This is a genomic window from Vibrio methylphosphonaticus (assembly GCF_023634655.1).
GTDB lineage: Bacteria > Pseudomonadota > Gammaproteobacteria > Enterobacterales > Vibrionaceae > Vibrio > Vibrio methylphosphonaticus.
In genome coordinates, this window is sequence record NZ_JAMKMS010000010.1 from 59,960 (window position 1) to 84,324 (window position 24,365).

Consider the following 24,365-nt stretch of genomic DNA (forward strand, 5'->3'; position numbering starts at 1 on the left):
ATGTTGTCTGTTGAAACCTCGGGTCGATTTTGGACCATGTTGATGCCTTGGATCTCGAGAATTGCCGCACTTATTGTGGTGGTGATTCTCGTCGGTCTGATGCCCGATATTGCCGGTATTGACCCCAGCCAAACCATTCTGAGAGCGCGTTCAGGCCAGCAGCACATGCTAACACCTGAAGCGCTAGCCGCGGTAAGAGCCGATCTACAACTCGACCGCAGCGCAACGGAACGTCTAATCGATTGGTTACACGGTGCTGTTCAGGGTGATTTTGGTCTCTCTTGGATTGATGGTTCTTCTGTTATTGAGGGTATTCAACAGACACTCTCCACCTCTTTACTATTAATGGCGATAGCATTAAGCCTTACCTTTTTGTTATGCACATTAAGTCTACTTCACACATTTCATCGCTGGAAACGAGGCAAGCTAGCCCAATCTCATAATAGTTTGAGCACTGTGCTTATTTCGCTTCCAGAGTACGTTGTGGCATCCATCTTAATTCTGGTCTTTTCTATCTGGTTAGGGTGGCTACCACCCTACGGATGGCAAGGTTGGCAAGATGTTTGGTTGCCAAGTTTAGCTCTTGCCTTACCCGCTAGCGGTTTATTAAGCCGTTTACTCCGCGATAGCCTATTGCGGGTTCTCAATGAGCCCTGGGTGATTACCTGGTTGAGCGCAAATGTCACTGCCAACCAAATTCTACGTTTTGCCATCAAACGAGCGTTCAGTAGCTTGATCCCTCAAATTGCGATGATCATGATTGGTCTAACCGGTGGCGCGGTGGCGGTAGAGCAGATTTTTTCTATTCCGGGTATCGGTAGACTCATCCTCGGTGCAGCAAAAGCACAAGATCTGCCCACGCTGCAAGGGGGGCTGCTAGTCTTATTATTGATCTCTATTTTTATCAGTAGTGTGAGTCTACTGCTTCAGCAATGGATACTTGGACACAGTGCTAAAAATGGTAAATTGATCAGCAGTCATTCTTCATTGGCTTTCACTTCTAGCAAACAAAAACGTGTGGTTGCTAGCGCGATTTTTGCATTGTTGCTAGCCATTATCATCTGGTCAATGTTTCGTGATCCCTACACCAGCCAGTTTGGTCGACTTGCCTCCCCTAGCTTAAACACCCCGCTCGGTGCGGATGGGATTGGACGAGATCTATTGGCTCGTATTGGTACCGGTATGCTTTCAACGTTCCAGTCCGGGATAATAGCAACGCTGTTAAGCTTGCTCGTTGGACTTGTTCTCGGCTTCAATACTCGTTTCAGCCAGGGACTAATAGAGGTGACCAAAGGCATTCCTTATATTATCGCAGGCTTACTGGTTGCCGGTTTGACTAACATGAACCCAAATAGTGCGATGATTGCTATTGTATTGGTCTCTTGGGCACCGCTTGCCGCGCATTGTTCTAGTCTGATTGTGGAAGCTAAAGCCCAACCGTACACGCACCTCGCACCCATCTGGGGGACCAGCCAAATACGAATTTTCAGATACTATCTGCTCCCCTACGTGTTGCCTCCATTATTAAAACACGCGCTGCTAAGATTGCCCGTCATTACCCTTAGCCTAACGTCACTCAGTTTTATTGGCTTAGGGGAAAAACCGCCGTCACCGGAATGGGGGTTAATGATTGCTGAGAATTTGCCCTATATTGAGCGAGCACCACTGGCAGTAATGGGACCGATTACCGGGTTAGTGTTAATGGGCGTTGCGATTAATTTACTCTTTGATGATTAGAAAACCGACCCGTTATATCGGGTCGTTTTTTTCTCTTCTTGCAAGATCAATGCTCCATCATTTCAGATCTAAATGTAATTTGCTCTAGACAGTATGATCTCCGAACAATATCAAATCTGCGTAACAACGAGTCCGCGCCATATCAAGTCCAAATTAGTCTATGCACAAAATGCATAGACTAGTTCACATAATATCATTTGAGTCATCACTTCCTCATCATTACACTGCGCGCTCTTTTTTATCACCATTAACATCACGACTGAGTGCCATGTTTTCACAATCAATTTTGGCTCAACTGTTTAGGATGATCGCATTACTTACCGTTACGCTGGCGGCTGTGCATCATTCCCCGACATTACTTGAACTGTTTGCTGGACAAGCCATTAACTCTGGCTGCCACCAACAAAACCCAACGGGTGAATCTCATCATTCACACCAATCAACACACCACCATCATTAGAGCCAGATTTATATGAGTATTTTCCGTTTTCCTATTTTAGTTTGGCTTGGTATTGGCATTTTAATTACCAGTCTAGGTATCCGTCAGTCATTTGGCATTTTTATGATGCCTATTTCTGAACACTTCCAAACTGGACGTGAATTTTTTAGCTTCGCCATTGCGTTGCAAAACCTAATGTTTGGTGTGTTCCAGCCCTTTGTTGGCATGGCGGCCGATAAATGGGGTTCGAAGCGCATTATCTTAATGGGTGCGGTCGCGTACGCGGCTGGCTTGTATCTAACTTCTATTGCTACTATCCCATCGCAACTCTACTTCTCGCTAGGCGCGTTGGTCGGGCTTGGATTAAGCGCCACCAGCTACGTCATTGTGCTTGGTGCCGTTGCTAAAGTAGTCCCTGCACAACACGCTGCTAAAGCATTTGGTTTGACGACGGCGGCGGGATCATTTGGTATGTTCGCCATGATCCCTGGCGCACAAATGATGCTAGAAACCATCGGCTGGCAAGGCGCGCTGCAAGCGTTTGCCATGCTTTGCACTATGATGATTGCGTTTGCACTATTTATGAAGTCCAATAAAGCGAATACCTCCTCTCAAGCCAACCAAGCGATAGAGACTGAGGAAACACTCGGCCAAGCCCTTAAAGAAGCCTTTAACAATAAAAGCTATTGGCTCATTCATGCTGGCTTCTTTGTTTGTGGTTTCCACGTCATGTTTATTGCCACCCACCTACCAAGCTATCTTGCGGACAAGCACTTGCCTGCCAGCAGCGCGGCTTTAGCACTCGCCTACGTGGGTATTTTTAATATCTTTGGTTCCTACTTTTGGGGCGTGATGGGGGATCGTTTCAGTAAACGTCACGTGATGTCTGCGCTTTATTTGGTTCGTACTGTCGTTATTGCTTGCTTCGTCACGCTACCAGTTACGGAAAGTACCGCGGCTATTTTTGGTGGTGCCATTGGTTTTTGTTGGTTAGGGACCGTGCCACTCACCTCAGGTCTTGTTCGTCAGATCTTTGGCGCGCGTTATCTTTCGACACTCTATGGTTTGGTCTTCTTTACTCACCAAATAGGCAGCTTTTTAGGGGCTTGGGTAGGCGGGCGCATCTATGATTACTATGGTTCTTATGAGCCTATTTGGTGGTCAACCGTCGTGCTTGCTTTCCTTGCGGCGCTCATTCATCTGCCAATTAATGACAAACCTCTGCGTCCGTTTAAACCCTTAGCAGCGGCTTAGCCTAGTACCTTCCTTTTTTGATAGCCTCTATTGCAAGAGGCTATTTTGAAGAAACCAAAGACAAAGCAGCAAAAATAAGATTGAATTATTGTCCGTATTCACTCACGATCGAAGTCGATAAACGGAAGGTAATCGTATGAAAATTATTCTCAATGCTGATGATTTCGGCCTAACGGAAAGCGTGAATAACGCTATCGTCGACTGCTTTAAAATGGGCATTGTTAAATCGACAACCATCATGATGAATCAGCCCGGTACGCAACATGCTGTGGATTTATATCATCAGGGGCTGATTGACCAAGTGGGGTTGCATTTCACTGTCACGGCAGGAAAACCGATTTTGGACGCGAATCAGGTATCAACATTAGTTGATGAGGAAGGGTATTTTCTAGAACGACGTGAGTTATATGGAAAAACTGATGTTTGCTCAGAGCAAGTCTATAAAGAGTTGAAAGCGCAATATCACGCTGCGCTCAATGCGGGTTTAGCGATCAACCATCTCGACTCTCATCACTTCGGTGGTGTCTTTCCTAACCTCAAAGCCACATTTACGCGCTTTGCTAACGACGTTGGTTTACCCGTACGACGCACTGACAACATTATCGAGGGGCAAGACCTACTAAAGGTCGCGACACCTGATGCGTTTGATCTTGGTTTCTATGATGCCGGCGCAAGCCTTGAGCACCTCAAAACGATGCTGACTCACTATCAACATACAATGCCCGACGGTATTGTGGAGTTCATGTGTCACCCTGCAAAGGCTGTCACAGCGGAACTCAAGCAGTTATCCGGTTACACAGATAAACGCGTGACCGAGCTCGACATCCTAACGTCTATCGAATTGAAAAACTGGCTAGCCGCTAACAATATTGAATGCATTGGATTTGATGCGCTGCACTCACGTTAATCTGGTTCTATGTCAAGCAAATAGCCCCTCTTTTTGAGGGGCTTATTAAGATTAGTAGTTCACTTGATAGTTCAAAGCAAAAGCAACTAGCAACGATAATCACCATCCAACCTCATTGGCTATTTTCGAGGCAAAAAAAAGCCCCTCATCATGAGGGGCAAAAGTTCCATCGCTTATAGTTATAGTGATTATGTTTACCAGTTTTCGTTCCTAGCTGCTCTGCATCATCTAGAGCAAAACTAAATGTAATCTTTAGCCGAAGTCACCATTTACGTAACCTTGAGTACGATCGTCACTTGGATTTGAGAAGATCACAGGGGTATCGTTATGTTCAACCAATTCACCCATCAAGAAGAAAGCCGTACGGTCTGAGATTCGACGCGCTTGTTGCATCGAGTGAGTAACGATAACGATGGTATAGTCTTTTTTAAGCTCTTCCATCAGTTCTTCAATCTTGTGTGTTGCGATAGGATCCAGTGCCGACGTTGGTTCATCCATCAAAATGACGTCTGGTTCCATTGAAATTGCACGAGCGATACATAAACGCTGTTGCTGACCCCCAGATAGTCCAAAAGCATGAGACTTGAGGCGATCTTTTACTTCGTCCCAAAGCGCTGCACCGCGTAAAGAACGCTCAACAACCATATCGATATGCTTTTTATCTTTGATGCCTTGAGCACGCAAGCCATAAGCAACATTCTCATAAATACTCATTGGGAATGGGTTTGGTTTTTGGAATACCATTCCGACTTTAATACGCAGGTCAGCAACATCGATGTTGCCGTAAATATCCGTGCCATCCATCTCTAGCTTACCTGTAATGGTCACGCCTTCGATTAAGTCATTCATGCGGTTTAGGCAGCGCAGAAGCGTCGATTTCCCACAGCCAGATGGGCCAATTAACGCCGTAACCTGACGCGTTGGAATTGGAAGGTTAATGCTTTTTAGCGCTTGGCTCTCGCCGTAAAAAAGGTCTAGATTTTCAATGTTAAATTTGTTCATTTGCTTAATCTCTAAATTCTTTGTCGTGTCATACTGTCTTTAGTTTGGTGGCTTAGCTCTTTATGTTCTGGCTAAGCCATCCGACGAGTATATTATCTATTAGTACGTTGCTGTGTTAAATCGGCTAGCAATGAGCTTAGTCAGCATGTTGATAAGTAATACCACTACGATAAGTACTGTCGCTGTACCATATGCTTGGTTCCACTCGTCCACTGTAAACAGCTCTGTTGTTAGCTTATAAAGGTGAACGGTTAAGGTACGTCCAGAATCCAATAAAGACTCAGGGATACGCGCAACCATACCGGCGGTCATAAATACCGGCGCTGATTCACCAATGACACGGCCAATACTAAGAATGACTGAAGTTAAAATACCTGGCATTGCGCTTGGCAAGATTAAGCGCCAGATGGTGTATATTTTTGATGATCCCAGTGCATACGAACCTTCACGGTAAGTTTGCGGCACAGCCATCAACGCTTCTTCGGTCGTTCGGATGATGACTGGCAAGATCAAAATACTCAGTGTCAGTGCACCAGACAAAATAGAGAACCCGAAGCCAAGAATAACCACGAAGAACGTCATACCGAATAGACCAAAGATGATCGACGGGATACCAGCCAGAGACTCCGTACAAAAACGGATTACCTTAACCAGTTTACTGCCTACTGCCGCGTACTCAGTGAGGTAAATCGCCGTCATAATCCCCAATGGTGCTGCCACTGCAATAGATGCAATTACCATGTAAATCGTAGAGATGATCATCGGAAAAATACCGCGCTCTTCACCTGTGCGCGTGTAGTTATCAGTGACGAAGTTCCAATCTACGTATTGCAGGCCGTTAGAAAGGATGTACCAGATAATCCAGAATAAGAATCCAACGGTTAGAGCTGCTGCTGCCCAAACAAATGCATGTAGAACTGTATCTTTGTTCTGGCGAGCTTTTTTAAGTTTTACTGTATCCATAATTATTACTTCTCTTTCTTACGGTTCAAGTAAAGAAGTGCCGAGTTAAGCATCATGATAAACACAAGAAGTACTACACCCGTCGCATAAAGCGCATTAGCATGCACGCCACTCGCGTACGACATTTCAATCGCGATGTTCGCGGTCAGCGTACGTGCGGAATCTAGAATGCCTTCTGGCATCGCTGGTGAGTTACCCATCACCATGATAATCGCCATCGTCTCACCTAGCGCTCGACCAATACCTAAGATAACACCGGTCATAATGCCCGAACGAGCCGCTGGTACTAACAGCTTAAAGATGGTGTAAATCTTTGATGCACCAAGAGCCAATGAGCCCTCTTTATACGTGCGAGGCACTGCGCGAATTGATGTTTCGGATACAGTAATTACGGTTGGTAGAATCATAATCCCAAGCACAATGATACCCGCAAGGATGGTATTACCTGCTGGAACATTGAAGACCTGTTGGATCAAAGGAACGATAATAACCAAGCCAAAGAAGCCGTAAACTACCGACGGGATACCCGCAAGTAACTCGACCGCAGGACGGATGATATTTGCCAAACGTTTCGGAGCAATTTCGGCAATAAAAACTGCCGTCAACACACCAATTGGCACGCCTACCACAACCGCACCCAGCGTGGATACAATGGAGGCTACAATCATAGTAGCAACACCGTAGAGCGCAGGCGGTAACCAGTTTTGGCCAAGAACAATGCCAGAGACACCGACAGCTTGGAAGGCTGGAATACTTTCTTTAACAATAAAGTAGGCAATGATGGCAAGAGACAAAATGCCAACAATTGCACTAGTTAGGAAAAGTCCGTGGAAGATTCTCTCTTTCCAGTCAACGCGTTTACGAGCCTTTAGGCTACGGGTTGTGGACTGAGTCGCTTGGTCGTTCATAAGCTTCTCACTATTTGTTGCGATGGTCATAATAAAGCTTCTATTTATAGAGGCACAAAAAGGCTCAGCCCAAAGGTGGGCCGAGCAATCTAAATATTTACTGGTATTAGTTTACAGTGATGTAACCTTTCTTACCTGCGATTGCTTGAGCTTCGTCAGCAACCATCCAGTCAAGGAATTGTTGAGTCTCTTCACTTGTCGCGCCATCTTTGTATAGCACTAGGAAAGGACGAGCCACTTTGTATGAACCGTTTTTAACGTTGTCCACAGTTGCAGCTGCACCATCGATAGCAAGAGCTTGAACGGTTTCATCAACTGTACCTAGAGAGATATAGCCGATTGCGTAAGGGTTGCTTGCTACAGATACTTTAAGTGCGCCGTTACCATTTGCAACTTGAGCACGTTGAGAGATTGCTGATACTTTCTGACCAGAAATTTCCATTTTAAGTGTCATGATGTCTTCAAATGCGCCACGAGTACCAGATGCTGTATCACGAGTGATAGCAACGATTGGCTTGTCTGCGCCGCCAACATCTTTCCAGTTAGTGATGTCGCCTTTGTAGATGTTAGTGATTTGCTCTGCTGACAACTCTTGAACTTCGTTGTTAGGGTTAACAACAACAGCGATGCCGTCACGAGCAATAACTAGCTCTTTTAAATCGCTAGACTTTTCTTCTTCTTTCAAGTCACGAGAAGAAATACCTAAATCAGCGCTGCCATCCTTTGCTGCACGAATACCTGCAGAAGAGCCAGGTGCCTGAATTTCGATAAACACAGGTTCGCCCTTGTTCATGTAAGTTTCAGCAAAAACTTCAACCAGTGGAGAAGCACTATTAGAGCCCACTACAGAGATAGTCTCTTTAGCTGAAGCTGGAGTCACTGCTAGTGCGCCTAGTAGTGCGATTGCTGCACCGATAACTGTCTTTTTCATCACAATTTCCTTTATTGGCTTGATTGCCCGTTTCATTAGAACGAGGTCAAGATTAGAGGTTAAATATGACAGTTGTGTTTCACTAAGTTGAAAGGTGTATGACAGCGTCATTTTTTTTACTAGGGTCAAAAATCAAGCATTAAGAATAAATTCAATTAGTTACCATCATTACTGATGATTTTATCGCTAATCTAGGTACTTTTGTTGGAGAGAAAGTTGTCATATTTCTCCACAATTTCACTTGGTGACTGTCATAAATAGTCACCATACACCGCATGATCGCTGACACGGCTACAATGTGAGTGCTGGTTCTCGCTCGTTTTAGTTGAGTTTGAGTTTGAGTTTGAGTTTGAGTTTGAGTTTGAGTTTGAGTTTTGATGTGAACCTTTGTGTAAATTTTGACAATTGATTTAAATCAACAATAGTACGAATTTGTCATTAAGGTTGATTGTTCGCTAGGATGAATAGAATTTCTGACATACCGGTTCGTTGCTTGATATCTAAGTGCCGCTACTTACCTTAATTAGGATAAGGTGAATATTGATGCAACATATTATCTATACTATCCAAGTCAATAAATATCAGACGTTCTTCTTTTAATTTTAGACTCATACTTTGTGAACAACCACATAGTTACTTGCAACCATTAATAATAGACTTACCACACAAACACTTCTTAATTAAAAGAAGTTCGCTTTCTATACTTTATATTATTAGTTTCAACGTGGTGCTTGATATAACTTAATATATTCTACTGGCATTCTATTTGGTGGTCACTGGATAGAATAAGGAGAAAGCTATGACTACACAAACCATACCCCAAAAAACGAATAAACGGGGATTCTTTGCTAATTTCAAGTTCCCATCCGCTTATACCATCCTCTTCATCTTAATTGCACTCGTTGCCATGCTGACATGGATAATTCCGGCAGGACAATATGACCGAGTCATGAATGATGATTTAGGTCGTGAAGTGCCTGTCACTGGAACGTATCAATCTGTTGAGAGTAACCCACAAGGTGTGATTGATGTCTTACTGGCACCCATTGACGGATTCTACGACCACAATACCTATGAAGCTGCCGCTATTGATGTGTCTTTATTTATCTTGGTTATTGGTGGCTTTCTAGGGCTGGTGACTAAAACCGGCGCTATTGATGCTGGTATTGAACGCGTCACGGCTAGGCTGCATGGCCGAGAAGAGCTGATGATACCAATTCTAATGGCATTATTCGCAGCTGGTGGCACTGTGTACGGCATGGCGGAAGAGTCTCTGCCTTTTTATACCTTATTAGTCCCTGTCATGATGGCGGCTCGCTTCGATCCATTAGTGGCAGCAGCAACCGTGCTATTAGGTGCGGGTATCGGCGTACTTGGTTCCACCATCAACCCATTTGCAACTGTTATTGCCGCTAACGCGTCAGGAATACCCTTTACCGACGGTATCATGCTGCGGGTTTTCATGCTGGTTGCCGGCTGGGGGATTTGTGTCGCCTATGTCATGCGCTACGCTAGGATGGTACAAAAAGACCAAACGAAGTCGATCGTATACGACAAGTATGAAGAGAACAAAGCGCACTTCCTTGGCAATCAAAACGGTGAAAAGCTCGAATTCACCATGACACGCAAAGTCATCTTAACCATCTTTGCAGGTTCTTTTGCTGTCATGATTTATGGTGTCTCTGTCGCAGGTTGGTGGATGGCAGAGATCTCTGCGATGTTCCTTGCGGCAACCATTTTGGTTGGACTCGTTGCCAGAATGAGCGAAGAGGACTTTACCAATAGCTTTATCGATGGCGCACGAGATCTTCTTGGGGTTGCTCTCATCATTGGTATTGCCCGTGGCATCGTCGTGATTATGGATCGTGGGATGATTACCGATACTATTTTGAATTCAGCTGAACATATGATTACTGGTCTGTCTTCAGTGGTCTTTATTAATGTCATGTTCTTTTTAGAAATACTGCTGTCATTCTTAGTACCATCAACATCGGGGCTTGCCGTTCTTACCATGCCAATCATGGCGCCATTAGCCGATTTTGCGGGTGTTGGCCGTGAGCTCGTCATTACTGCTTATCAATCAGCGTCGGGATTGGTCAATCTCATCACTCCAACGTCAGCAGTGGTCATGGGCGGTCTTGCTATCGCTAAAGTCCCTTATGTTCGATGGGTTAAGTGGGTCGCTCCATTACTCGGCATTTTGACGGTATTTTGTGTCATCGTGCTCAGTATCGGTGCGCTTATCGCGTAATAAAATTCAGCCAATACTAATACGCCTAAACACAGATACGCGTAAAGACAAGATGCTTCTATATCGTAATATATAGAGGACACGACCTAACGCAACACATCGCGCTATCACGATGTGTTGCGTTTTTATATCGCCAGCCCTACACACCTATCAACGCGGCCACTCCGTGCTACACGCTAAATCCTACGCCAATTTTGAGACGACTGTAAGCGGCTCAGCAGTGCCCTAGCTTAGACCATGCACTTTTTAGCGCCCACTTTAATCGCACCAATTAAGAACACGCGTGAGCATACTCGGCCTAACTTTCGTATTTTTATTCTCTAATTTAATTCGATACTCTATCAATAACGCAGCCTGTTAATATTTCTTTACCTTGAGATTAATATAGGTAAGCCATATTAATTAGAATTTTTAATATGTAATCTTTAAAAGTTGAAATACCACTAACACAAAATTGTGATTCAGCTAACAGATCTGCACGGAAATTTTGTTGCAAAGTTATTAATTCACATTGGAAAATTATATATCTAGCATCCATACGTGCATAAATAGTCTCGCAGGTCGCACTTTGCCGTTTTTACGATTGCATGAAATTCTCTCAGACGACCAAAACAACACTCAGCCTGAATGAAATATGAATATTATTCCATTTAACTAGCCATTAAATTTTAGCAAGCGCAAATTCACGCTGAATACATATTGTTATTTAGCCGAGAACCTAGAGATTCAGGCAGTAAAATACATTTGTGATTAAGCTCAAATAATCACAATGAGTAATGAGTAATATAAATAACACCACGACAAAGCTAATAAATAAAACGCCCCTAACTATGATGGTTTATTAATAATAGATAGCCGTCATATAATAAGAGAGATAAGATCATGAATAAACTTTATGTCGGTTCAGAAGTTGGTCAACTACGTCGCGTACTCATTCATCGCCCAAGACGCGCTCTTACTCACTTAACGCCTTCTAACTGCCATGACTTGCTGTTCGACGACGTGTTGTCAGTCGAGCGCGCTGGCGACGAGCATGACGTATTTGCACAAACATTAAGAGATCAAGGTGTTGAAGTCTTACTACTCACTAATCTACTTGCCGAAACACTTGCCGTACCAGAAGCAAAAGAATGGTTATTGAATACGCAAATATCTAATTATCGTTTTGGCCCTACCTTTGCCAATGACGTTCGTTGCTACCTTGGCGACATTCCTAATCTAGAGTTAGCAAAAATACTCACTGGCGGCTTGTCTTTTGGTGAAATGCCAATGAGATCCTCTTCTATTTTACAGTCTATGCATAAACCAACCGATTTCATTATTGACCCACTCCCTAATCACTTATTCACTCGTGATACGTCTTGCTGGGTTTATGGCGGTGTTTCAATTAATCCAATGGCTAAGGTGGCTCGTCAGAGAGAAACAAACCATGTCAGGGCGATTTATCGTTGGCACCCAACGTTTGCTGGTCAAGATTTTGTTAAGTATTTCGGAGATGAAGAGAAATCATACGACCGCTCAACTATTGAAGGCGGTGACGTCCTGGTTATCGGCAAAGGCTCAGTGTTAATCGGCATGTCAGAAAGAACGACGCCTCAAGGGGTTGAGCAACTAGCATCTGGGCTTTTTAAACATGGTCAGGCAAAACAAGTCATTGCTCTTGAACTGCCGAAAGATCGTTCATGCATGCATTTGGACACCGTCATGACACACATGCGTGAAGACACATTCTCGGTTTATCCAAATGTGATTCCTGACGATGTGAAATGCTGGAGCCTAACCGGTGATGAATCCGGGTTGGTTAAAGCAACGCAACAAGAGTCCTATATTCATACCATTGAAAAGGCGCTGCACGTTGACAAGCTCAACCTCATTACCACAGGGGGAGACAACTTCGAAGCTGAGCGTGAGCAATGGAATGACGCAAATAACGTGTTAACGGTGAAGCCTGGCGTTGTTATCGGTTACGAACGTAACACCTATACCAATGAGAAATACGACAAAGCTGGTATCACTGTATTGCCAATTCCTGGCGACGAATTAGGGCGTGGACGTGGTGGTGCTCGCTGCATGAGCTGCCCGATTGAACGAGATGGTATCTAACAAGCACAAATAGACAAGACTGCGTCACTCTCATGTATCTCTATGGGCAGAGCCAACGACTTTGCCCTAGTAATAGGAAGTTAAATCATGACTAAACAAACCATTGTTGTTGCCCTTGGTGGAAACGCATTATTACGCCGAGGCGAGCCTCTAGAAGCTGACGTCCAACGTCATAATATAGAAATTGCCGTCAACACCATTTCTAAAATTGCCGAAGAATATAATGTAGTTCTAGTCCACGGCAACGGCCCACAAGTCGGCTTGCTCGCGCTACAAGGTCTGGAGTACAAAAAAGTTAGCCCTTACCCACTTGACGTATTAGGCAGTGAAACTCAAGGCATGATTGGTTACATGCTCATGCAAGAGTTCAAGAACCAAATGCCAGCAGTTAATGTTACATGCATGCTAACGCAAATGACGGTTGACCCAAGCGACCCCGCTTTTGCTGACCCGACGAAACCTATTGGTCCGGTTTATAGCAAAGAAGAAGCGTGCGAGTTAGCAGAGAAATTCAACTGGACCATAAAACCCGATGGCGCGTTCTTCCGCCGTGTCGTTCCTAGCCCTCAACCAACTGGCATTATTGAACATGAGGCGATCACCACGCTTATCGATCAAGGGCATTTGGTTATTTGTACTGGCGGTGGCGGCATTCCAGTCAAAAGAGAAAATGGCAAACTTGTTGGTGTCGAAGCCGTGATCGACAAAGACATGTCAGCGGCGTACCTAGCAAGGCAACTCAACGCCGATGCGCTACTGATTCTCACCGACGCCGACGCGGTCTATCTTGATTGGGGCAAACCGACCCAACACGCGCTGCGTTCAACCACACCAAGTGAGCTCGCGAAACACCAATTTGATGCAGGCTCAATGGGACCAAAAATTGACGCTTCGTGTGAATTCATTAATCGAGGTGGAAAAGTGGTCGGCATCGGGTCATTAGCGCAAGGAATTAAGATCCTAGAAGGGACCGCTGGCACTAATATCGTCAAAGGCTAACAGCCTATTTACTAACTAATCACTAAATAGGGTTCGATTGACTCAATACGTAACTGAACTCAATTAGCACATAGATAATATCGGTCGTGTGACATCGCGACGAATCAAAAAGGAAATCATCATGGCTTTTAATCTTCGTAACCGTAACTTCCTTAAACTCCTTGATTTTACTCCACGTGAAATTCAGCACTTTTTAGACTTGTCTGCTGAACTCAAAAAAGCCAAATACAATGGCTACGAGCAACCACGTCTAAAAGGCAAAAATATCGCGTTAATCTTTGAGAAAACATCAACCCGTACCCGATGTGCCTTTGAAGTCGCAGCATTTGACCAAGGTGCACAAGTGTCTTACCTCGGTCCGACAGGATCTCAAATTGGCCATAAAGAATCCATGAAAGACACCGCTCGTGTATTGGGAAGAATGTACGATGGCATCGAATATCGCGGCTATGGGCAAGACATCGTTGAAGAGCTCGGTGCATATGCAGGCGTCCCTGTCTGGAATGGACTAACCGATGAATTCCATCCCACTCAAATCCTCGCAGATTTCTTAACTATGATGGAACATGGTCGTGGCAAGCAATTGCATGAAATTAAGTTTGCTTACCTGGGTGATGCTCGCAACAACATGGGTAACTCACTCATGGTAGGCGCTGCAAAAATGGGCATGGATATCCGTCTTGTCGCACCAAAGCAGTTCTGGCCTGACGCCTCTTTAGTGGAACAATGCCAAGAGTTAGCAACGCAGACTGGCGCGAAAATCACGCTAACGGACGACGTAAGTGAAGGGGTTCAAGGGTGTGACTTCCTTTATACCGACGTTTGGGTGTCAATGGGAGAAGCAAAAGAAGCCTGGGCAGAGCGAATTAATTTAATGCTACCTTATCAAGTAAACATGGCGATGCTAAAAGCCACGGGGAATCCCCATGTGAAATTTATGCATTGCCTACCAGCTTTCCACGGTGAAGATACTGTGGTCGGTAAATCTCTTGCTAAAGACTACCCTATCTTAGCCCAAGGGTGCGAAGTCACCGATGAAGTAGTGGAATCTGAGCACTCGATTGTTTTTGACGAAGCAGAGAACAGAATGCACACCATTAAAGCAGTGATGGTTGCAACGCTGGGTGACTAGTTGTTAATTCCAAAACCGATCGCGAGTCTAGTTCATCGCGGGTGATACACACGCCCACAATGAATACGGCTCGCATCATGGATTTTACTAGCATTAATCTTATTCGCCGCCACACTAGTCGCTTTAAACCAAGCAGTTTTAACCTTTTAACCTTTTAACCTTTTAACCTTTTAACCCAAGCATTTTTAACCCAAGCGGCTTTAAACCTAGTGACATTCAAGCCTTCAATAGGGACTTCTTTCACAGGGTAGATAATATCCAATAATGTTAACTCACCTACAATTATTAAAATCCAGAAAATGATAGAATATTAGATGATAAGCAAAGAATTTAAGACCATAACTAGATGATACATTTATATTGAACGCAGATTGCAAGTAAGAATTCTGAAATCATCAAACATCCATATGGCTTCTCACTCCAAGGGTTCGGAGTGTGTGACAACAAGGACGCTATCGTTCATCCCATAAAAGAAGGAGTTATCATGAACGAGACTCTTGAACTCATCGACGCTGATGAAAAGACACTCACTGCAGCGTGTAAAAAACTACTACAGCAGCAAAGCTTTACTACACAAAATAAACTACGAGAAGCACTTGTAAATCTGGGTTTTGGTGGCATAAGTCAATCAACAGTCTCTCGCTTACTTTCACAACTTGGCGTAATTAAAGTGCAGAATGCGTGTGGGAAAAAAGCATACTGCTTGACCGTAGAGAGCGCGCCTGTTCGAGTGGAATCTTCCATTTCATCACAGATAGAGTTTATTACTCATAATCAAGCCGTTGTGGTAGTCAAAACTCACCCGGGAAGCGCTCAACTCATCGCTAGATTGGTTGATATTGATCCTCATAGCGAAATTCTTGGCACAGTCGGAGGGAATGATACCGTGCTAGTCATTCCAAAGAGTGTCGCTCATATCGATAAATGCGAACAAATTGTTCGTATACGCTTAGGTGTTCATTAAGTTTCAATCAGTGACTTATTAGGTGACACTTTTCAAATCGAAGACATAAAAAAAGAGCCTCTAATGAGGCTCTTTTCTTTATTCTGAATCAGCAGTTGGTTTTGGTTTTTTCTTTGGAATAAAGACCGAATCGCCCACTGCCACGTTTTGGTAAAACGCTTTATCACGCTTAACTGGCTTCTTGGTACCCGTTTGTTTCTTCTTCTTCTGAACGGGTTTTGCTGCTGTGTTCTTAGCAAAGGCAGGCTTACGCGGACGTAACCCTTTAAATTTACCTTTTAACCCTTCCAGTTCAGAGAACGTAATGTCTTGCTGTAAGAAAGCTTCCACACGCTTTAAGCTGTCCCAGTCCTTTGGACCCACTAATGAGATTGCGTCGCCTTTATTACCCGCTCGACCAGTACGTCCAACACGGTGGACATATTCTTCTGTATGCTTAGGCATATCAAAGTTAATGACGTGAGTCACTGTGTTGATATCGATACCACGTGAAGCCACATCCGTGGTTACTAGGATCTTAAATACATGACGCTCAAACTGACTCATGATGTTATTGCGTTGGGTTTGATTCAAACCGCCACTTAACGCCACAACTTTCAGTTTTTTCTCGTTGAGCCAAGTTGCCAAGCGCTCAGTATCTGCACGCGTGGCAGTGAAGATCATGACTTGCGTATAGTCTGCTTCTTCTAAAACACGCTCCAAAATTGCTTCTTTATGATCTAAATGATCACATAAGTAAAACTTCTGCGTGATGTCTTTATGTTCTTCGTTAGAAACACCAACGGAAATACGCTTCGGTGCATTAAGCATTTCGCTTGCGATCTCATTCATTTCCGCGTGATCGAGCGTGGCAGAGAACATCAATGTTTGACGACGACGATGTTTCGCTGCGCGGTGGATGCGCATAAGCTCAGGTGCAAAACCTAAATCGAGCATGCGATCAGCTTCATCCAAAATTAATGTTTCTAAACCATCAAGGAATAGTGAGCGGTGCTCTAAATGGTCCGCCAATCGTCCCGGTGTGGCAACAATAAATTTAGGGTAGCGGCTCAGCGCTTTAACTTGATCGTTAAAGTTCTCACCACCTAAAATCAACGTTGCATCGTAGGTTAACCCACCCAGCATAGCTCTTAATTCACTGTATACCTGTTTCGCAAGTTCACGAGTGGGAGCCAAAATAACCGCACGCGGGTCTTTTGCTGAAAAAGATTTACTCTTCAAAGATTTGTGAAGCATTGGCAATACAAATGCCAGAGTCTTACCTGAGCCCGTTTTCGAAGAGGCGATCAGATCCTTACCTGCAATCGCGACTGGAATCGCTTGCTTTTGGATATCTGTCGCTTTTTTGAAGTCATAGTGCTTCAGATTCTTCAATAAACGGTTATCAAGACCAAGATCTTTAAATTGCAAAGGTTATACTCCTAACGAGATGGGACGAACAAAAATAAGGGGCGCATAATACATGATATTTCCCAATGCCACCAGCATAGTGCATATCAACTAAAAACCCTAAACAACGCCGACGAATGTAGGCCAATTCTGATCGCCATTTTTCTTTAACATCGCCATCTTTTAAACCACTCTTTAAACAGAGTGTTAACGACAAGCGGCCATGAAAGTGTGATATGCATCAGGTAATGCCGAAAATGGGCTTTCTCAAAAATAAGACAATACATGTTTAACATGAAAATCGCGTAATTTTTTGGTTTTTCTGACTTTTAAATAATTTGCGTTCTTAAAATAAGGCACTAAACTCAAAAATAGCCTTATTGCCTAGACGTAGCAGGGCTGTTTGAAATAATAATCCTTAAGGAGCTTATAATGAATAAAGTGTTAATTGCAGCAGCAGCATCGTCGGTTCTTCTTTTAGCTGGTTGTGCATCTGGTCCAGATGAAGCAGAAATGGCTAAAATGGACGATTTAAACAATCAAGTAAGCCAACTTAGCACTGACGTACAAGCGCTAAAAGACGAAGTACAAATGGGCAACAAAAATGCGATGGCTGCACAAGAAGAAGCAGCACGTGCCAATGAGCGTATTGATAACATCGCTCAATCTTACACTAAGTAAGTTAAACTGGCTTTAAAATTCGATATTAATCAATAGGTTACATTTCGAATAGCCGCCTAATGGCGATAAAGTGGCGACATAATTTCATGTCGCCACTTTTGTTTTTATGGCTGCAGTCGCGCTGTCAGCGCCAACTGAAACAAAATCCCCACACCTTACTTTGTCGCCATACTCTTTAGAACGGGCTTTGCGCTGAATATTTCTGTAACACCTTGCGTATGTTTTCCCAAAGTTCTTCAAGATCACGGTAAACAAAGTAGTCACCACTATTCACACTCTTGCTTCCACCGTTAGACCAAGTCGGTTCTCTTTCATTCTTACCTGCGACACCATACTTAAATAGCACGGTAAACCTATCACCCTCCATTCGAACGCTGAACGTTATGTGGTAAGTCCAATGTTTCTCAGATTCGCAGCGTCGATAAAGTGCTGGCAGCCAACCTGAATCATAATAGCTTGGTAACCGTGAAAGTGTAGTGAGTAAGTTACTCGACAGAGAAAGGACGGGAACGACCGGTTTGAGTTGGTTTGCCATTTGATTAAATGCGTTGATGTAGGCTTCTTTGATGTGTGCTGCTTGCTTACCAGTAAAGCCCATAACAAGGAACATGAAGCCGTCTTTGGTCATTTGATAGGCTTTCCTAAATTGCCCTTTTTGGTCGATATAATCAACCGCCTCAAAATTGAGGGCGTTAAATTCTTGCGAGCATTCTAGATTATCAAGAGTACGTAAAACATTGTCATGACGCTTACCAAAGGCTTGTGCAACTTTAAGTGAAGTTGTTCTGAGAGCACCGTGGTTTTCTACAACGGCATTTTCTGGAAGAAAAGTAATTGCGGTCATCGTGACCTCCTTGTGATTTACAGTTAAATCACCACTCAGAGGTACGAATCAATGGGTGGTGAACTGGACAAGGTTCGTACTACCGCTCACAAGGTAACGGCCAGCCTAAGCTGCCTTGCCCAGCCCACCATAATGAGGTACATCTTGCCTATATAATAGGCAAACCACCATGTATAGGTGTGCTGAAGCCGCACATAAAAAAACCAGCGGCAAGCTGGCGTCTATGCGCCTTGTGTAATAATGCGGGGTACGAATCCCGACACTGGATTTTGCCAGTGCTTTTGTAGAATAGGTCGTGGTTCCTTTTGTGTCAATGGGTTATATTTATGCGCATTGACCAATATTGGAGAGTAGATAGTGTCTGAGCATTCAACATTTTGGACTTATAAAGTAATTTTAGTCGCTATCATGTCGTGTATGGTAGGTGCCATATTGACAGGTGCAAATGAGATTTTTATTCGCCTGTTAGAATTGGTAGACGACTCAGCTGCATGGGTTTCAGCCATCGCAACTGTCTTCGCTGCTTTTGGTACTATAAGCACTCTTGTCTTTCTAACTTGGCAGAATATTAATGAGAAAACAGCACTACTCCATGCTGAGAAGAAACAACAAGATATGTGGGATTCGCAAGCCGAAAGTATTAACTTTCAGAAATACCAGACGCACAAGAAAATGTTCGACAAAATGCTCGATGGTTTAGAAAGCAAGTATGATGGTGAGTTTGAGTTTTTCGATAGAGATAGTCTTTATCACAACATCTTCCCTATGAATGACTTCTCACACTGCTCTACCAAAATCGATATTGATTCCAACTCAGAGATTGAACCTGACTCATTGAGAGATATCCTTTATCTGTACAATCAACTTATCTCAGATCTAGAGGCTTACGCGACTACGCCCGCTCAAAAACAAAATAGGTTACTACATCAACATCTGGGTAACATCCTTAGTATGACTTCTATTTTGAGAGTTAACTTTATCTCCAAAAATGAGATTGGAGATGTAAAAGTTGACATTGAGAAAGGCTTTCTCATTATCAATGTGTTCAGACCCATCCATACTCAAGTAGTCCTCCAAGAGGTACTCCGAGGAATATGCGTTTTTTCCGGAGTCAGATTAAAAGACAACTTAAACCACAGACACTCTAGCTTTTTCACTCGTACTCTTCTTGATTTCGCGCTTTCCCCAACGAACAAGAGAGGCCATAACGTACATTTTGGTGAACTATACGAATTCCTTTCCTGCCTTTACGAGTGTTTTATTGCATTCGACAACTCTGAACTAAGAAAAAATCCTGAGGTCAATCAACAGTACATCGCTCTATGTCAGTTGTTTTCTGACCAAGAGAAGATACAAGAACTGTCTGTTGACCAAACTAAAATTCGAGAACTACTCCACGAAAATCTCTGTGTGCTTACTGCACTTACTGACGATGTTTCCCGTTTAAAGCGACTTAGCGATAAAGTGAGGCAACTTAAAAGAAAGATCCCTCTTCCAAAACCTAGCCCGTAAATTGAAATTTTCTAACGGTCTGAGATTCACTCTCAGACCTAATTATACTGGGGTTTACAGACACAAAAAGAGATCTTGAATCATGCGTACTAGATCTTTAAAAAACTGACAAAAAACACAAGATACACCTAAAAATCAACAAGTTACAACAAACCACCAGATCTTTTCAGATCGTCATTATTGCAATTAATCGAAAGAAAACGCAATTATAGAAATTCTATTAGGTGCAATATAAGCCCCTTTCAGCGGCTTTTCATATCACTCGGAGGCTTTATAGCAAAAGGGTTTAACGAATGTTCTACGTTCCTCCTAGGCCCGTAGATTTTCACCAAATCAAAATTGCGAAAAAACCAGATCAAAAACGTCGCAGGTGGGGAGGAGGAGTGCGGATTCCGTCACCTGATTGCTCCTTTCCGTGGCGTTAGGCTGTCGCTATGCCATTGGCTTTAGATATAAGAAAAGCGCCCGTGATGGGCGCTTGATGATGATATTGTGTGGGTTTAGGTGACTTTGTAGTTTCCGGCTGAACTGCCGCCTGTGACTGGCACTTGGGCATTCTGCGTAATTTCATCCACCACTGCGTTAGCGATGGCTTCTGCCATCTTACCAGCCATAGCGAATTCACCATCAAGAACAAAGCCCTGTGCTTTCAATTCGTTTTCTAATTTCTCTTTCAGTGATGCTTTTCTTAGTGCCATCTTACTTACCTGCAAATACGGTGGTTGATACGTCTACATGCGGCTTACCCATAAACGGGCAAATGCTTGCTCCTGTGCAAACTCCTTTCCCGCCATTCATCTTTATCGAGTCTGCATTCTCAGTGATGTTCTTAGCCGTGGTGGCCTTATTACCTTTGACGGTTTCCGTGTGATCGCCTTCGATTTCGGCTAAACGGTTTTCAAGCACCCTGATGCGTTGAGTAAGGCATTCCAACTTATCTTCTTTATCCGTCTTGCGCTCAAAGTTTCCGTCTTGGTCTACCAGCTGGTAAACGCCTTTACGCTGTTGGTATCGGCTTTCACCTTCTTTGATACTTGGTAACTTGAAGCCAAGCGGAAGAACGCAACGAATAAACGGCTTGTCTGGTTGGCCAAACATAAAACCCAACTCAACAATACTGCCAATAGCCGGCGGCTCTAACCGACCTGCGTGATCACCAAGACCAGGCACCGGAAGTGGTACCGCCTGCAATGGTGGTTTATCTTCGTATTCCATGCCCTTTTCATCAAGTAGCTGAACATCTACCGCATAGTGAGGATAAAAACGATCCGATAAATCCCCTTCTTCTGGAAGTTCTGGCAATGCGACGACCTTGCCCCACCTTGGCAAATGCCATTGGCCTGTAAGCTCTGGGAACAAGCGGAAGATAATACGCTTGATAACATTCACATCCATGTTAGCTTTGCCTCCGTTCCTTCAAACTCGACGCCGACTAAGCGAAGGCCATTCACGACAACACCCGGCTTTAGTTTTGGAATAGCCGGTACCTTTACTGACTTGTTGGCCGTGTGCTTGGTCATGAGTTCATTGGGTATGGTGATAGGCTTATCTGCCCAGAATGAATCCTTCCAACTGCCTACGTAAATTTGCCCATTACCTTGTTGCTGCCAGAATAAGCCATCAATGCTGAACGCTTGGGCTAACTCGTCTATAACTCGGTAGCCGTTACCATCGCTGTAAAAACAAGGAATAGCTGTTTTGCTGTAAGCTTTCTCTGGTACCACAAATTGAAGTCCCGTTTTGTTTGTGACTTCGCTAAGCAGCTGCATGAGTGTTGGGTGACGCATGATGATGTTAAGTGGCTTGTAGAGTATTGCGGCTAATTCACGGCAAAACACTTTCGACCATCCTTTTTCAGCGGGTTGAACTCGTTCAATGTAACCAAGGAATACTCGAGTAATGTCATCCCCCCAACCAAGGTCCACGGCAATGATAGCGTTGGGTTGCGGGTTTGCTTGAATTGAGAGTTCACAACGTCCCGGTGTGTTTTCGCTAAACACAATGCGATGGCTTTTCACTTTGACCTTGGATTTACCAAGGTAAGCACGGCAAAGAAACTTGTTGTTTGTTGTCATTATTCACCGCCTTTTCACGGTTAGGCCAAAGCATTATCCACCGCTTTGAGTACTTTCATTACGCCCGTTAATTCAATGTATGTATCTGGCGGCACATCGTCACTTTGTCCGGTTTCAACCGGAGTATTCACACCTTGCACTTTTTGCTGTGCCGCAGGTTTATCCGGTTGGCGTTGCTCTACTCGTTCTGGTACCGATAGATGCTCTACCAGTTCAAATGACACGCTCCATTGCCTGTGAGAATCTTGCTCATCAGCACGAACGGCGCCTTGGAATTTCACCTGGCGAATTTTCAAAGCTTCTGCCGTTTTGTTACTGATTCGGTAAATATGACGAGAGCCACTTTCTAACGCTTCGGCCATGCTAAACAGATTGGTAAGGAGCTGATTCTTACTGAACGGGATCACCCCTTTTACGGTTAAGATTTTACCCTTAGTACCCGTTTCCGCTTGGTCAGTAGCCGAAGTTTGGCCGGACATGTCTTGTCCGGCAAGTTGTTGGCGCACGCTAATGCGTAGGTTTTTTAGTGGGAGTTGGGAGCCGTCGAGAGTTAGCATTAGGCTTGTACCACTAATTGAGGTAACGGAATTCGCTCTTTAATCTCTACAACTTTATCCAACCATTTTTGCTTATATTGGTCAGCATCTGGATTGCCCGTTTCCTCTTCATATTTCCATTCATTACGAAGTGGGTCTGATTCTGCGGCATAAGCTTTTTTACGTAGGCTTACAGCTTCATCATATTGCGCTTGATGAATAATGTTATCTTTATCACGACTATCAATTTCAAGTTCAGACCAAGCCTCACTCTCAGTGTCGTAATTCACATAACGTTTGCCTTGGTGTTCAAAATTTATTATCACAATATTACCCCGCTAACATATATACTGGCTTAGTTCCGAACTTTGTTTCTTCAATATTGGGGGAGAAAGTATCTACGTTAGATCCCATTGAAATGTTACGGATTAATGCGATTACCGCCATGTCATAATTCTGTCTATCACACAAATAATACGGATTAGCCGCATCTGAAACACTCGATGAACCAAGCCCACCAATCTGAAATGTTCCCATATTCCCACCAAAACCACTTGCATGGCGAACCATGCTCAGAGAAGCTGCGTTTGCTCCAGGGTTGATATCTAAAGCATATAAAGACACATCGGCGTTATGGTAGTAGATGAAATTGTAAACATTTTGATTTAAATTAATTCCATTTCCAGTCCGGAATAAACATGCATACAAGTATATTGATGCCGTAGCATTAATGGTCGATAGGTATAACGCGTATCTAATGTTTTTATTGTTGATGATTATATCGCTATCAATATCAATCGTTTGGCCATTATTACCGACAATTTCAATTGATGAACCTATAGGACAAGAATCAATTAATGCCTTTAATGTTTTAAATGGTTTAGCATTGCTGCCATCAGCGGTGCTGTCATCTCCATTAATTGAATCAAGATATAGTTTTTGATACATCTGATCTTCAACAGCGCTCGGAATAGCTGCATTCACATCTGTAATAGCCTGTTCTGTTCGCTGAACAGCCTGTGCAACTTCATTTCGAATGTCACCAATTAGACCTGAAACATCATCCGCCAACTCTCGGCTTTCTTGCGTTTGGGCCATCGACTGGTCTACCGCTTGCTGCAATAGCTGTTCAATAGATTGATTAACCATTTTGTTTCTCCAATGCATTCAATCGTTCAGTGATTTGAATGTTCTTGTGATAAAGCTCGATAATGTGTTTTTGAGAAGCAAAGTGATTTGCTGCTAAAGACACCACCATCGTGTCAAAGTAATTAATTTTGTCTGAATAATTGAATTGCCATGTTTCGGCTGGCACGGTGATGTTTGTAATTGCCTGCGCACCAGAGAACTTGAGCAAAAAGTTGCGCGTTAAGTTATTCCCTTCTTCCCCAGTCAATTCATTCTTTTTGCGTTTAGACTGCACCACCATGTGGTTGGCCGAGACCAACACACCTTCTTCACTGACTAGCCCGAGCCAATTGAAATCAAAGTTACCAACCGTGTTATCCAAAATGAGTGAATAAACCACTTCATTCGAATTCACATAGGCGCTTCTCGTTGGAGGCATTCTCAGTCGAATTTGATTGCTCGGTGGCAATGACTGGTTTCTTTCTGGCGGCAATGAAGGATCAACACCTGGCACGTAGGCCAACACAAACTCTGCAATTTCTAGTGGCTCCTCTGCTTGCTGCTTTTGTGCAACAAGCCGTTCACCCGCGATAGTAATGACTGCCATATT

The 24,365-nt window shown here is 43.7% G+C and carries 24 protein-coding genes; 11 read left to right on the forward strand and 13 right to left on the reverse strand.

The window, feature by feature from the left end; translation table 11 throughout:
• The 4 genes from M9196_RS13185 (at position 1) to M9196_RS13200 (ending at position 4,337) form a co-directional block, all read left to right on the forward strand.
• Complete coding sequence (locus tag M9196_RS13185) at positions 1-1,737, forward strand: ABC transporter permease subunit (RefSeq protein WP_250617987.1); 1,737 nt, start codon at positions 1-3, stop codon at positions 1,735-1,737.
• A 268-nt stretch (positions 1,738-2,005) separates the two neighbouring features.
• Positions 2,006-2,197: a hypothetical protein gene (locus M9196_RS13190; protein ID WP_250617988.1), complete on the forward strand. Its 192-nt coding sequence runs from the start codon at positions 2,006-2,008 to the stop codon at positions 2,195-2,197.
• 12 nt (positions 2,198-2,209) lie between these two features.
• Positions 2,210-3,430 carry an MFS transporter gene (locus M9196_RS13195; protein WP_250617989.1) on the forward strand — a complete coding sequence of 407 codons (1,221 nt, stop codon included), beginning with the start codon at positions 2,210-2,212 and terminating at the stop codon, positions 3,428-3,430.
• Positions 3,431-3,566: 136 nt separating this feature from the next.
• Positions 3,567-4,337: a carbohydrate deacetylase gene (locus tag M9196_RS13200; protein WP_250617990.1), complete on the forward strand. Its 771-nt coding sequence runs from the start codon at positions 3,567-3,569 to the stop codon at positions 4,335-4,337.
• Between the two features lie 252 nt (positions 4,338-4,589).
• Here the strand turns inward: M9196_RS13200 and pstB are convergent, their stop codons facing one another.
• From pstB to M9196_RS13220, 4 genes are all read right to left on the reverse strand, one after another.
• Positions 4,590-5,339: a phosphate ABC transporter ATP-binding protein PstB gene (pstB, locus tag M9196_RS13205; RefSeq protein WP_250617991.1), complete on the reverse strand. Its 750-nt coding sequence runs from the start codon at positions 5,337-5,339 to the stop codon at positions 4,590-4,592.
• A gap of 99 nt (positions 5,340-5,438) precedes the next feature.
• Positions 5,439-6,302 (reverse strand): phosphate ABC transporter permease PstA, encoded by an 864-nt coding sequence (pstA, locus tag M9196_RS13210; RefSeq protein WP_250617992.1) that lies wholly within the window; start codon positions 6,300-6,302, stop codon positions 5,439-5,441.
• 5 nt (positions 6,303-6,307) lie between these two features.
• A complete protein-coding gene (pstC, locus tag M9196_RS13215) occupies positions 6,308-7,240 on the reverse strand; it encodes a phosphate ABC transporter permease subunit PstC (RefSeq protein WP_250617993.1) in 933 nt (310 codons plus the stop codon).
• Between the two features lie 76 nt (positions 7,241-7,316).
• Entirely contained in the window at positions 7,317-8,141 is an 825-nt protein-coding gene (locus tag M9196_RS13220; protein ID WP_250617994.1) for a phosphate ABC transporter substrate-binding protein, read from the reverse strand.
• Between the two features lie 799 nt (positions 8,142-8,940).
• Between M9196_RS13220 and M9196_RS13225 the strand changes: the two genes are divergently transcribed.
• The 5 genes from M9196_RS13225 (at position 8,941) to M9196_RS13245 (ending at position 15,590) form a co-directional block, all read left to right on the forward strand.
• Positions 8,941-10,392: a YfcC family protein gene (locus tag M9196_RS13225; protein WP_250617995.1), complete on the forward strand. Its 1,452-nt coding sequence runs from the start codon at positions 8,941-8,943 to the stop codon at positions 10,390-10,392.
• 882 nt (positions 10,393-11,274) lie between these two features.
• A complete protein-coding gene (gene arcA, locus M9196_RS13230) occupies positions 11,275-12,495 on the forward strand; it encodes an arginine deiminase (RefSeq protein WP_250617996.1) in 1,221 nt (406 codons plus the stop codon).
• A gap of 87 nt (positions 12,496-12,582) precedes the next feature.
• Complete coding sequence (gene arcC / locus M9196_RS13235; RefSeq protein WP_250617997.1) at positions 12,583-13,494, forward strand: carbamate kinase; 912 nt, start codon at positions 12,583-12,585, stop codon at positions 13,492-13,494.
• Positions 13,495-13,615: 121 nt separating this feature from the next.
• Entirely contained in the window at positions 13,616-14,626 is a 1,011-nt protein-coding gene (locus M9196_RS13240) for an ornithine carbamoyltransferase (protein ID WP_250617998.1), read from the forward strand.
• 484 nt (positions 14,627-15,110) lie between these two features.
• Positions 15,111-15,590, forward strand: coding sequence for an arginine repressor (locus tag M9196_RS13245; RefSeq protein ID WP_250617999.1), 480 nt, complete (start codon positions 15,111-15,113; stop codon positions 15,588-15,590).
• Between the two features lie 78 nt (positions 15,591-15,668).
• Here M9196_RS13245 and M9196_RS13250 read toward each other — a convergent pair whose 3' ends face one another.
• Entirely contained in the window at positions 15,669-17,000 is a 1,332-nt protein-coding gene (locus tag M9196_RS13250) for a DEAD/DEAH box helicase (protein WP_250618000.1), read from the reverse strand.
• Positions 17,001-17,411: 411 nt separating this feature from the next.
• On the opposite strand from M9196_RS13250, the gene M9196_RS13255 reads away from it, so the two are divergent.
• The gene (locus M9196_RS13255) at positions 17,412-17,660 is read left to right on the forward strand and encodes an Lpp/OprI family alanine-zipper lipoprotein (RefSeq protein WP_250618001.1); all 249 of its coding nucleotides are present in this window, start codon (positions 17,412-17,414) and stop codon (positions 17,658-17,660) included.
• A gap of 175 nt (positions 17,661-17,835) precedes the next feature.
• Here the strand turns inward: M9196_RS13255 and M9196_RS13260 are convergent, their stop codons facing one another.
• A complete protein-coding gene (locus M9196_RS13260) occupies positions 17,836-18,504 on the reverse strand; it encodes a Rha family transcriptional regulator (RefSeq protein ID WP_250618002.1) in 669 nt (222 codons plus the stop codon).
• A gap of 357 nt (positions 18,505-18,861) precedes the next feature.
• Between M9196_RS13260 and M9196_RS13265 the strand changes: the two genes are divergently transcribed.
• Positions 18,862-20,016, forward strand: a complete 1,155-nt coding sequence (locus tag M9196_RS13265; protein ID WP_250618003.1) for a hypothetical protein — start codon at positions 18,862-18,864, stop codon at positions 20,014-20,016.
• A 500-nt stretch (positions 20,017-20,516) separates the two neighbouring features.
• On the opposite strand, the gene M9196_RS13270 is transcribed toward M9196_RS13265, so the two are convergent.
• From M9196_RS13270 to M9196_RS13300, 7 genes are read right to left on the reverse strand one after another with little or no spacing between them, the layout of a single operon-like run.
• A complete protein-coding gene (locus M9196_RS13270) occupies positions 20,517-20,714 on the reverse strand; it encodes a hypothetical protein (protein ID WP_250618004.1) in 198 nt (65 codons plus the stop codon).
• Position 20,715: 1 nt separating this feature from the next.
• Positions 20,716-21,411 carry a hypothetical protein gene (locus tag M9196_RS13275; RefSeq protein WP_250618005.1) on the reverse strand — a complete coding sequence of 232 codons (696 nt, stop codon included), beginning with the start codon at positions 21,409-21,411 and terminating at the stop codon, positions 20,716-20,718.
• Positions 21,402-22,091: a hypothetical protein gene (locus tag M9196_RS13280; protein WP_250618006.1), complete on the reverse strand. Its 690-nt coding sequence runs from the start codon at positions 22,089-22,091 to the stop codon at positions 21,402-21,404. Before M9196_RS13280 ends, M9196_RS13275 begins: the two co-directional genes overlap by 10 nt.
• Before the next feature lie 20 nt (positions 22,092-22,111).
• Positions 22,112-22,648, reverse strand: a complete 537-nt coding sequence (locus M9196_RS13285) for a baseplate complex protein (RefSeq protein WP_250618007.1) — start codon at positions 22,646-22,648, stop codon at positions 22,112-22,114.
• Entirely contained in the window at positions 22,648-22,953 is a 306-nt protein-coding gene (locus M9196_RS13290; protein WP_250618008.1) for a hypothetical protein, read from the reverse strand. Before M9196_RS13290 ends, M9196_RS13285 begins: the two co-directional genes overlap by 1 nt.
• 4 nt (positions 22,954-22,957) lie before the next feature.
• Complete coding sequence (locus tag M9196_RS13295; protein WP_250618009.1) at positions 22,958-23,776, reverse strand: hypothetical protein; 819 nt, start codon at positions 23,774-23,776, stop codon at positions 22,958-22,960.
• Complete coding sequence (locus tag M9196_RS13300) at positions 23,769-24,362, reverse strand: phage tail-collar fiber domain-containing protein (RefSeq protein WP_250618010.1); 594 nt, start codon at positions 24,360-24,362, stop codon at positions 23,769-23,771. The genes M9196_RS13295 and M9196_RS13300 overlap by 8 nt, the downstream gene beginning before the upstream one ends.
• Positions 24,363-24,365: the final 3 nt, after the last annotated feature.

Coding starts and splice junctions, on each gene's coding strand:
- M9196_RS13185 (WP_250617987.1), top strand. CDS start 1: ATGTTGTCTGTTGAAACCTCGGGTCGATTTTGGACCATGTTGATGCCT.
- M9196_RS13190 (WP_250617988.1), top strand. CDS start 2,006: ATGTTTTCACAATCAATTTTGGCTCAACTGTTTAGGATGATCGCATTA.
- M9196_RS13195 (WP_250617989.1), top strand. CDS start 2,210: ATGAGTATTTTCCGTTTTCCTATTTTAGTTTGGCTTGGTATTGGCATT.
- M9196_RS13200 (WP_250617990.1), top strand. CDS start 3,567: ATGAAAATTATTCTCAATGCTGATGATTTCGGCCTAACGGAAAGCGTG.
- pstB (WP_250617991.1), bottom strand. CDS start 5,339: ATGAACAAATTTAACATTGAAAATCTAGACCTTTTTTACGGCGAGAGC.
- pstA (WP_250617992.1), bottom strand. CDS start 6,302: ATGGATACAGTAAAACTTAAAAAAGCTCGCCAGAACAAAGATACAGTT.
- pstC (WP_250617993.1), bottom strand. CDS start 7,240: ATGACCATCGCAACAAATAGTGAGAAGCTTATGAACGACCAAGCGACT.
- M9196_RS13220 (WP_250617994.1), bottom strand. CDS start 8,141: ATGAAAAAGACAGTTATCGGTGCAGCAATCGCACTACTAGGCGCACTA.
- M9196_RS13225 (WP_250617995.1), top strand. CDS start 8,941: ATGACTACACAAACCATACCCCAAAAAACGAATAAACGGGGATTCTTT.
- arcA (WP_250617996.1), top strand. CDS start 11,275: ATGAATAAACTTTATGTCGGTTCAGAAGTTGGTCAACTACGTCGCGTA.
- arcC (WP_250617997.1), top strand. CDS start 12,583: ATGACTAAACAAACCATTGTTGTTGCCCTTGGTGGAAACGCATTATTA.
- M9196_RS13240 (WP_250617998.1), top strand. CDS start 13,616: ATGGCTTTTAATCTTCGTAACCGTAACTTCCTTAAACTCCTTGATTTT.
- M9196_RS13245 (WP_250617999.1), top strand. CDS start 15,111: ATGAACGAGACTCTTGAACTCATCGACGCTGATGAAAAGACACTCACT.
- M9196_RS13255 (WP_250618001.1), top strand. CDS start 17,412: ATGAATAAAGTGTTAATTGCAGCAGCAGCATCGTCGGTTCTTCTTTTA.
- M9196_RS13260 (WP_250618002.1), bottom strand. CDS start 18,504: ATGACCGCAATTACTTTTCTTCCAGAAAATGCCGTTGTAGAAAACCAC.
- M9196_RS13270 (WP_250618004.1), bottom strand. CDS start 20,714: ATGGCACTAAGAAAAGCATCACTGAAAGAGAAATTAGAAAACGAATTG.
- M9196_RS13275 (WP_250618005.1), bottom strand. CDS start 21,411: ATGGATGTGAATGTTATCAAGCGTATTATCTTCCGCTTGTTCCCAGAG.
- M9196_RS13280 (WP_250618006.1), bottom strand. CDS start 22,091: ATGACAACAAACAACAAGTTTCTTTGCCGTGCTTACCTTGGTAAATCC.
- M9196_RS13285 (WP_250618007.1), bottom strand. CDS start 22,648: ATGCTAACTCTCGACGGCTCCCAACTCCCACTAAAAAACCTACGCATT.
- M9196_RS13295 (WP_250618009.1), bottom strand. CDS start 23,776: ATGGTTAATCAATCTATTGAACAGCTATTGCAGCAAGCGGTAGACCAG.
- M9196_RS13300 (WP_250618010.1), bottom strand. CDS start 24,362: ATGGCAGTCATTACTATCGCGGGTGAACGGCTTGTTGCACAAAAGCAG.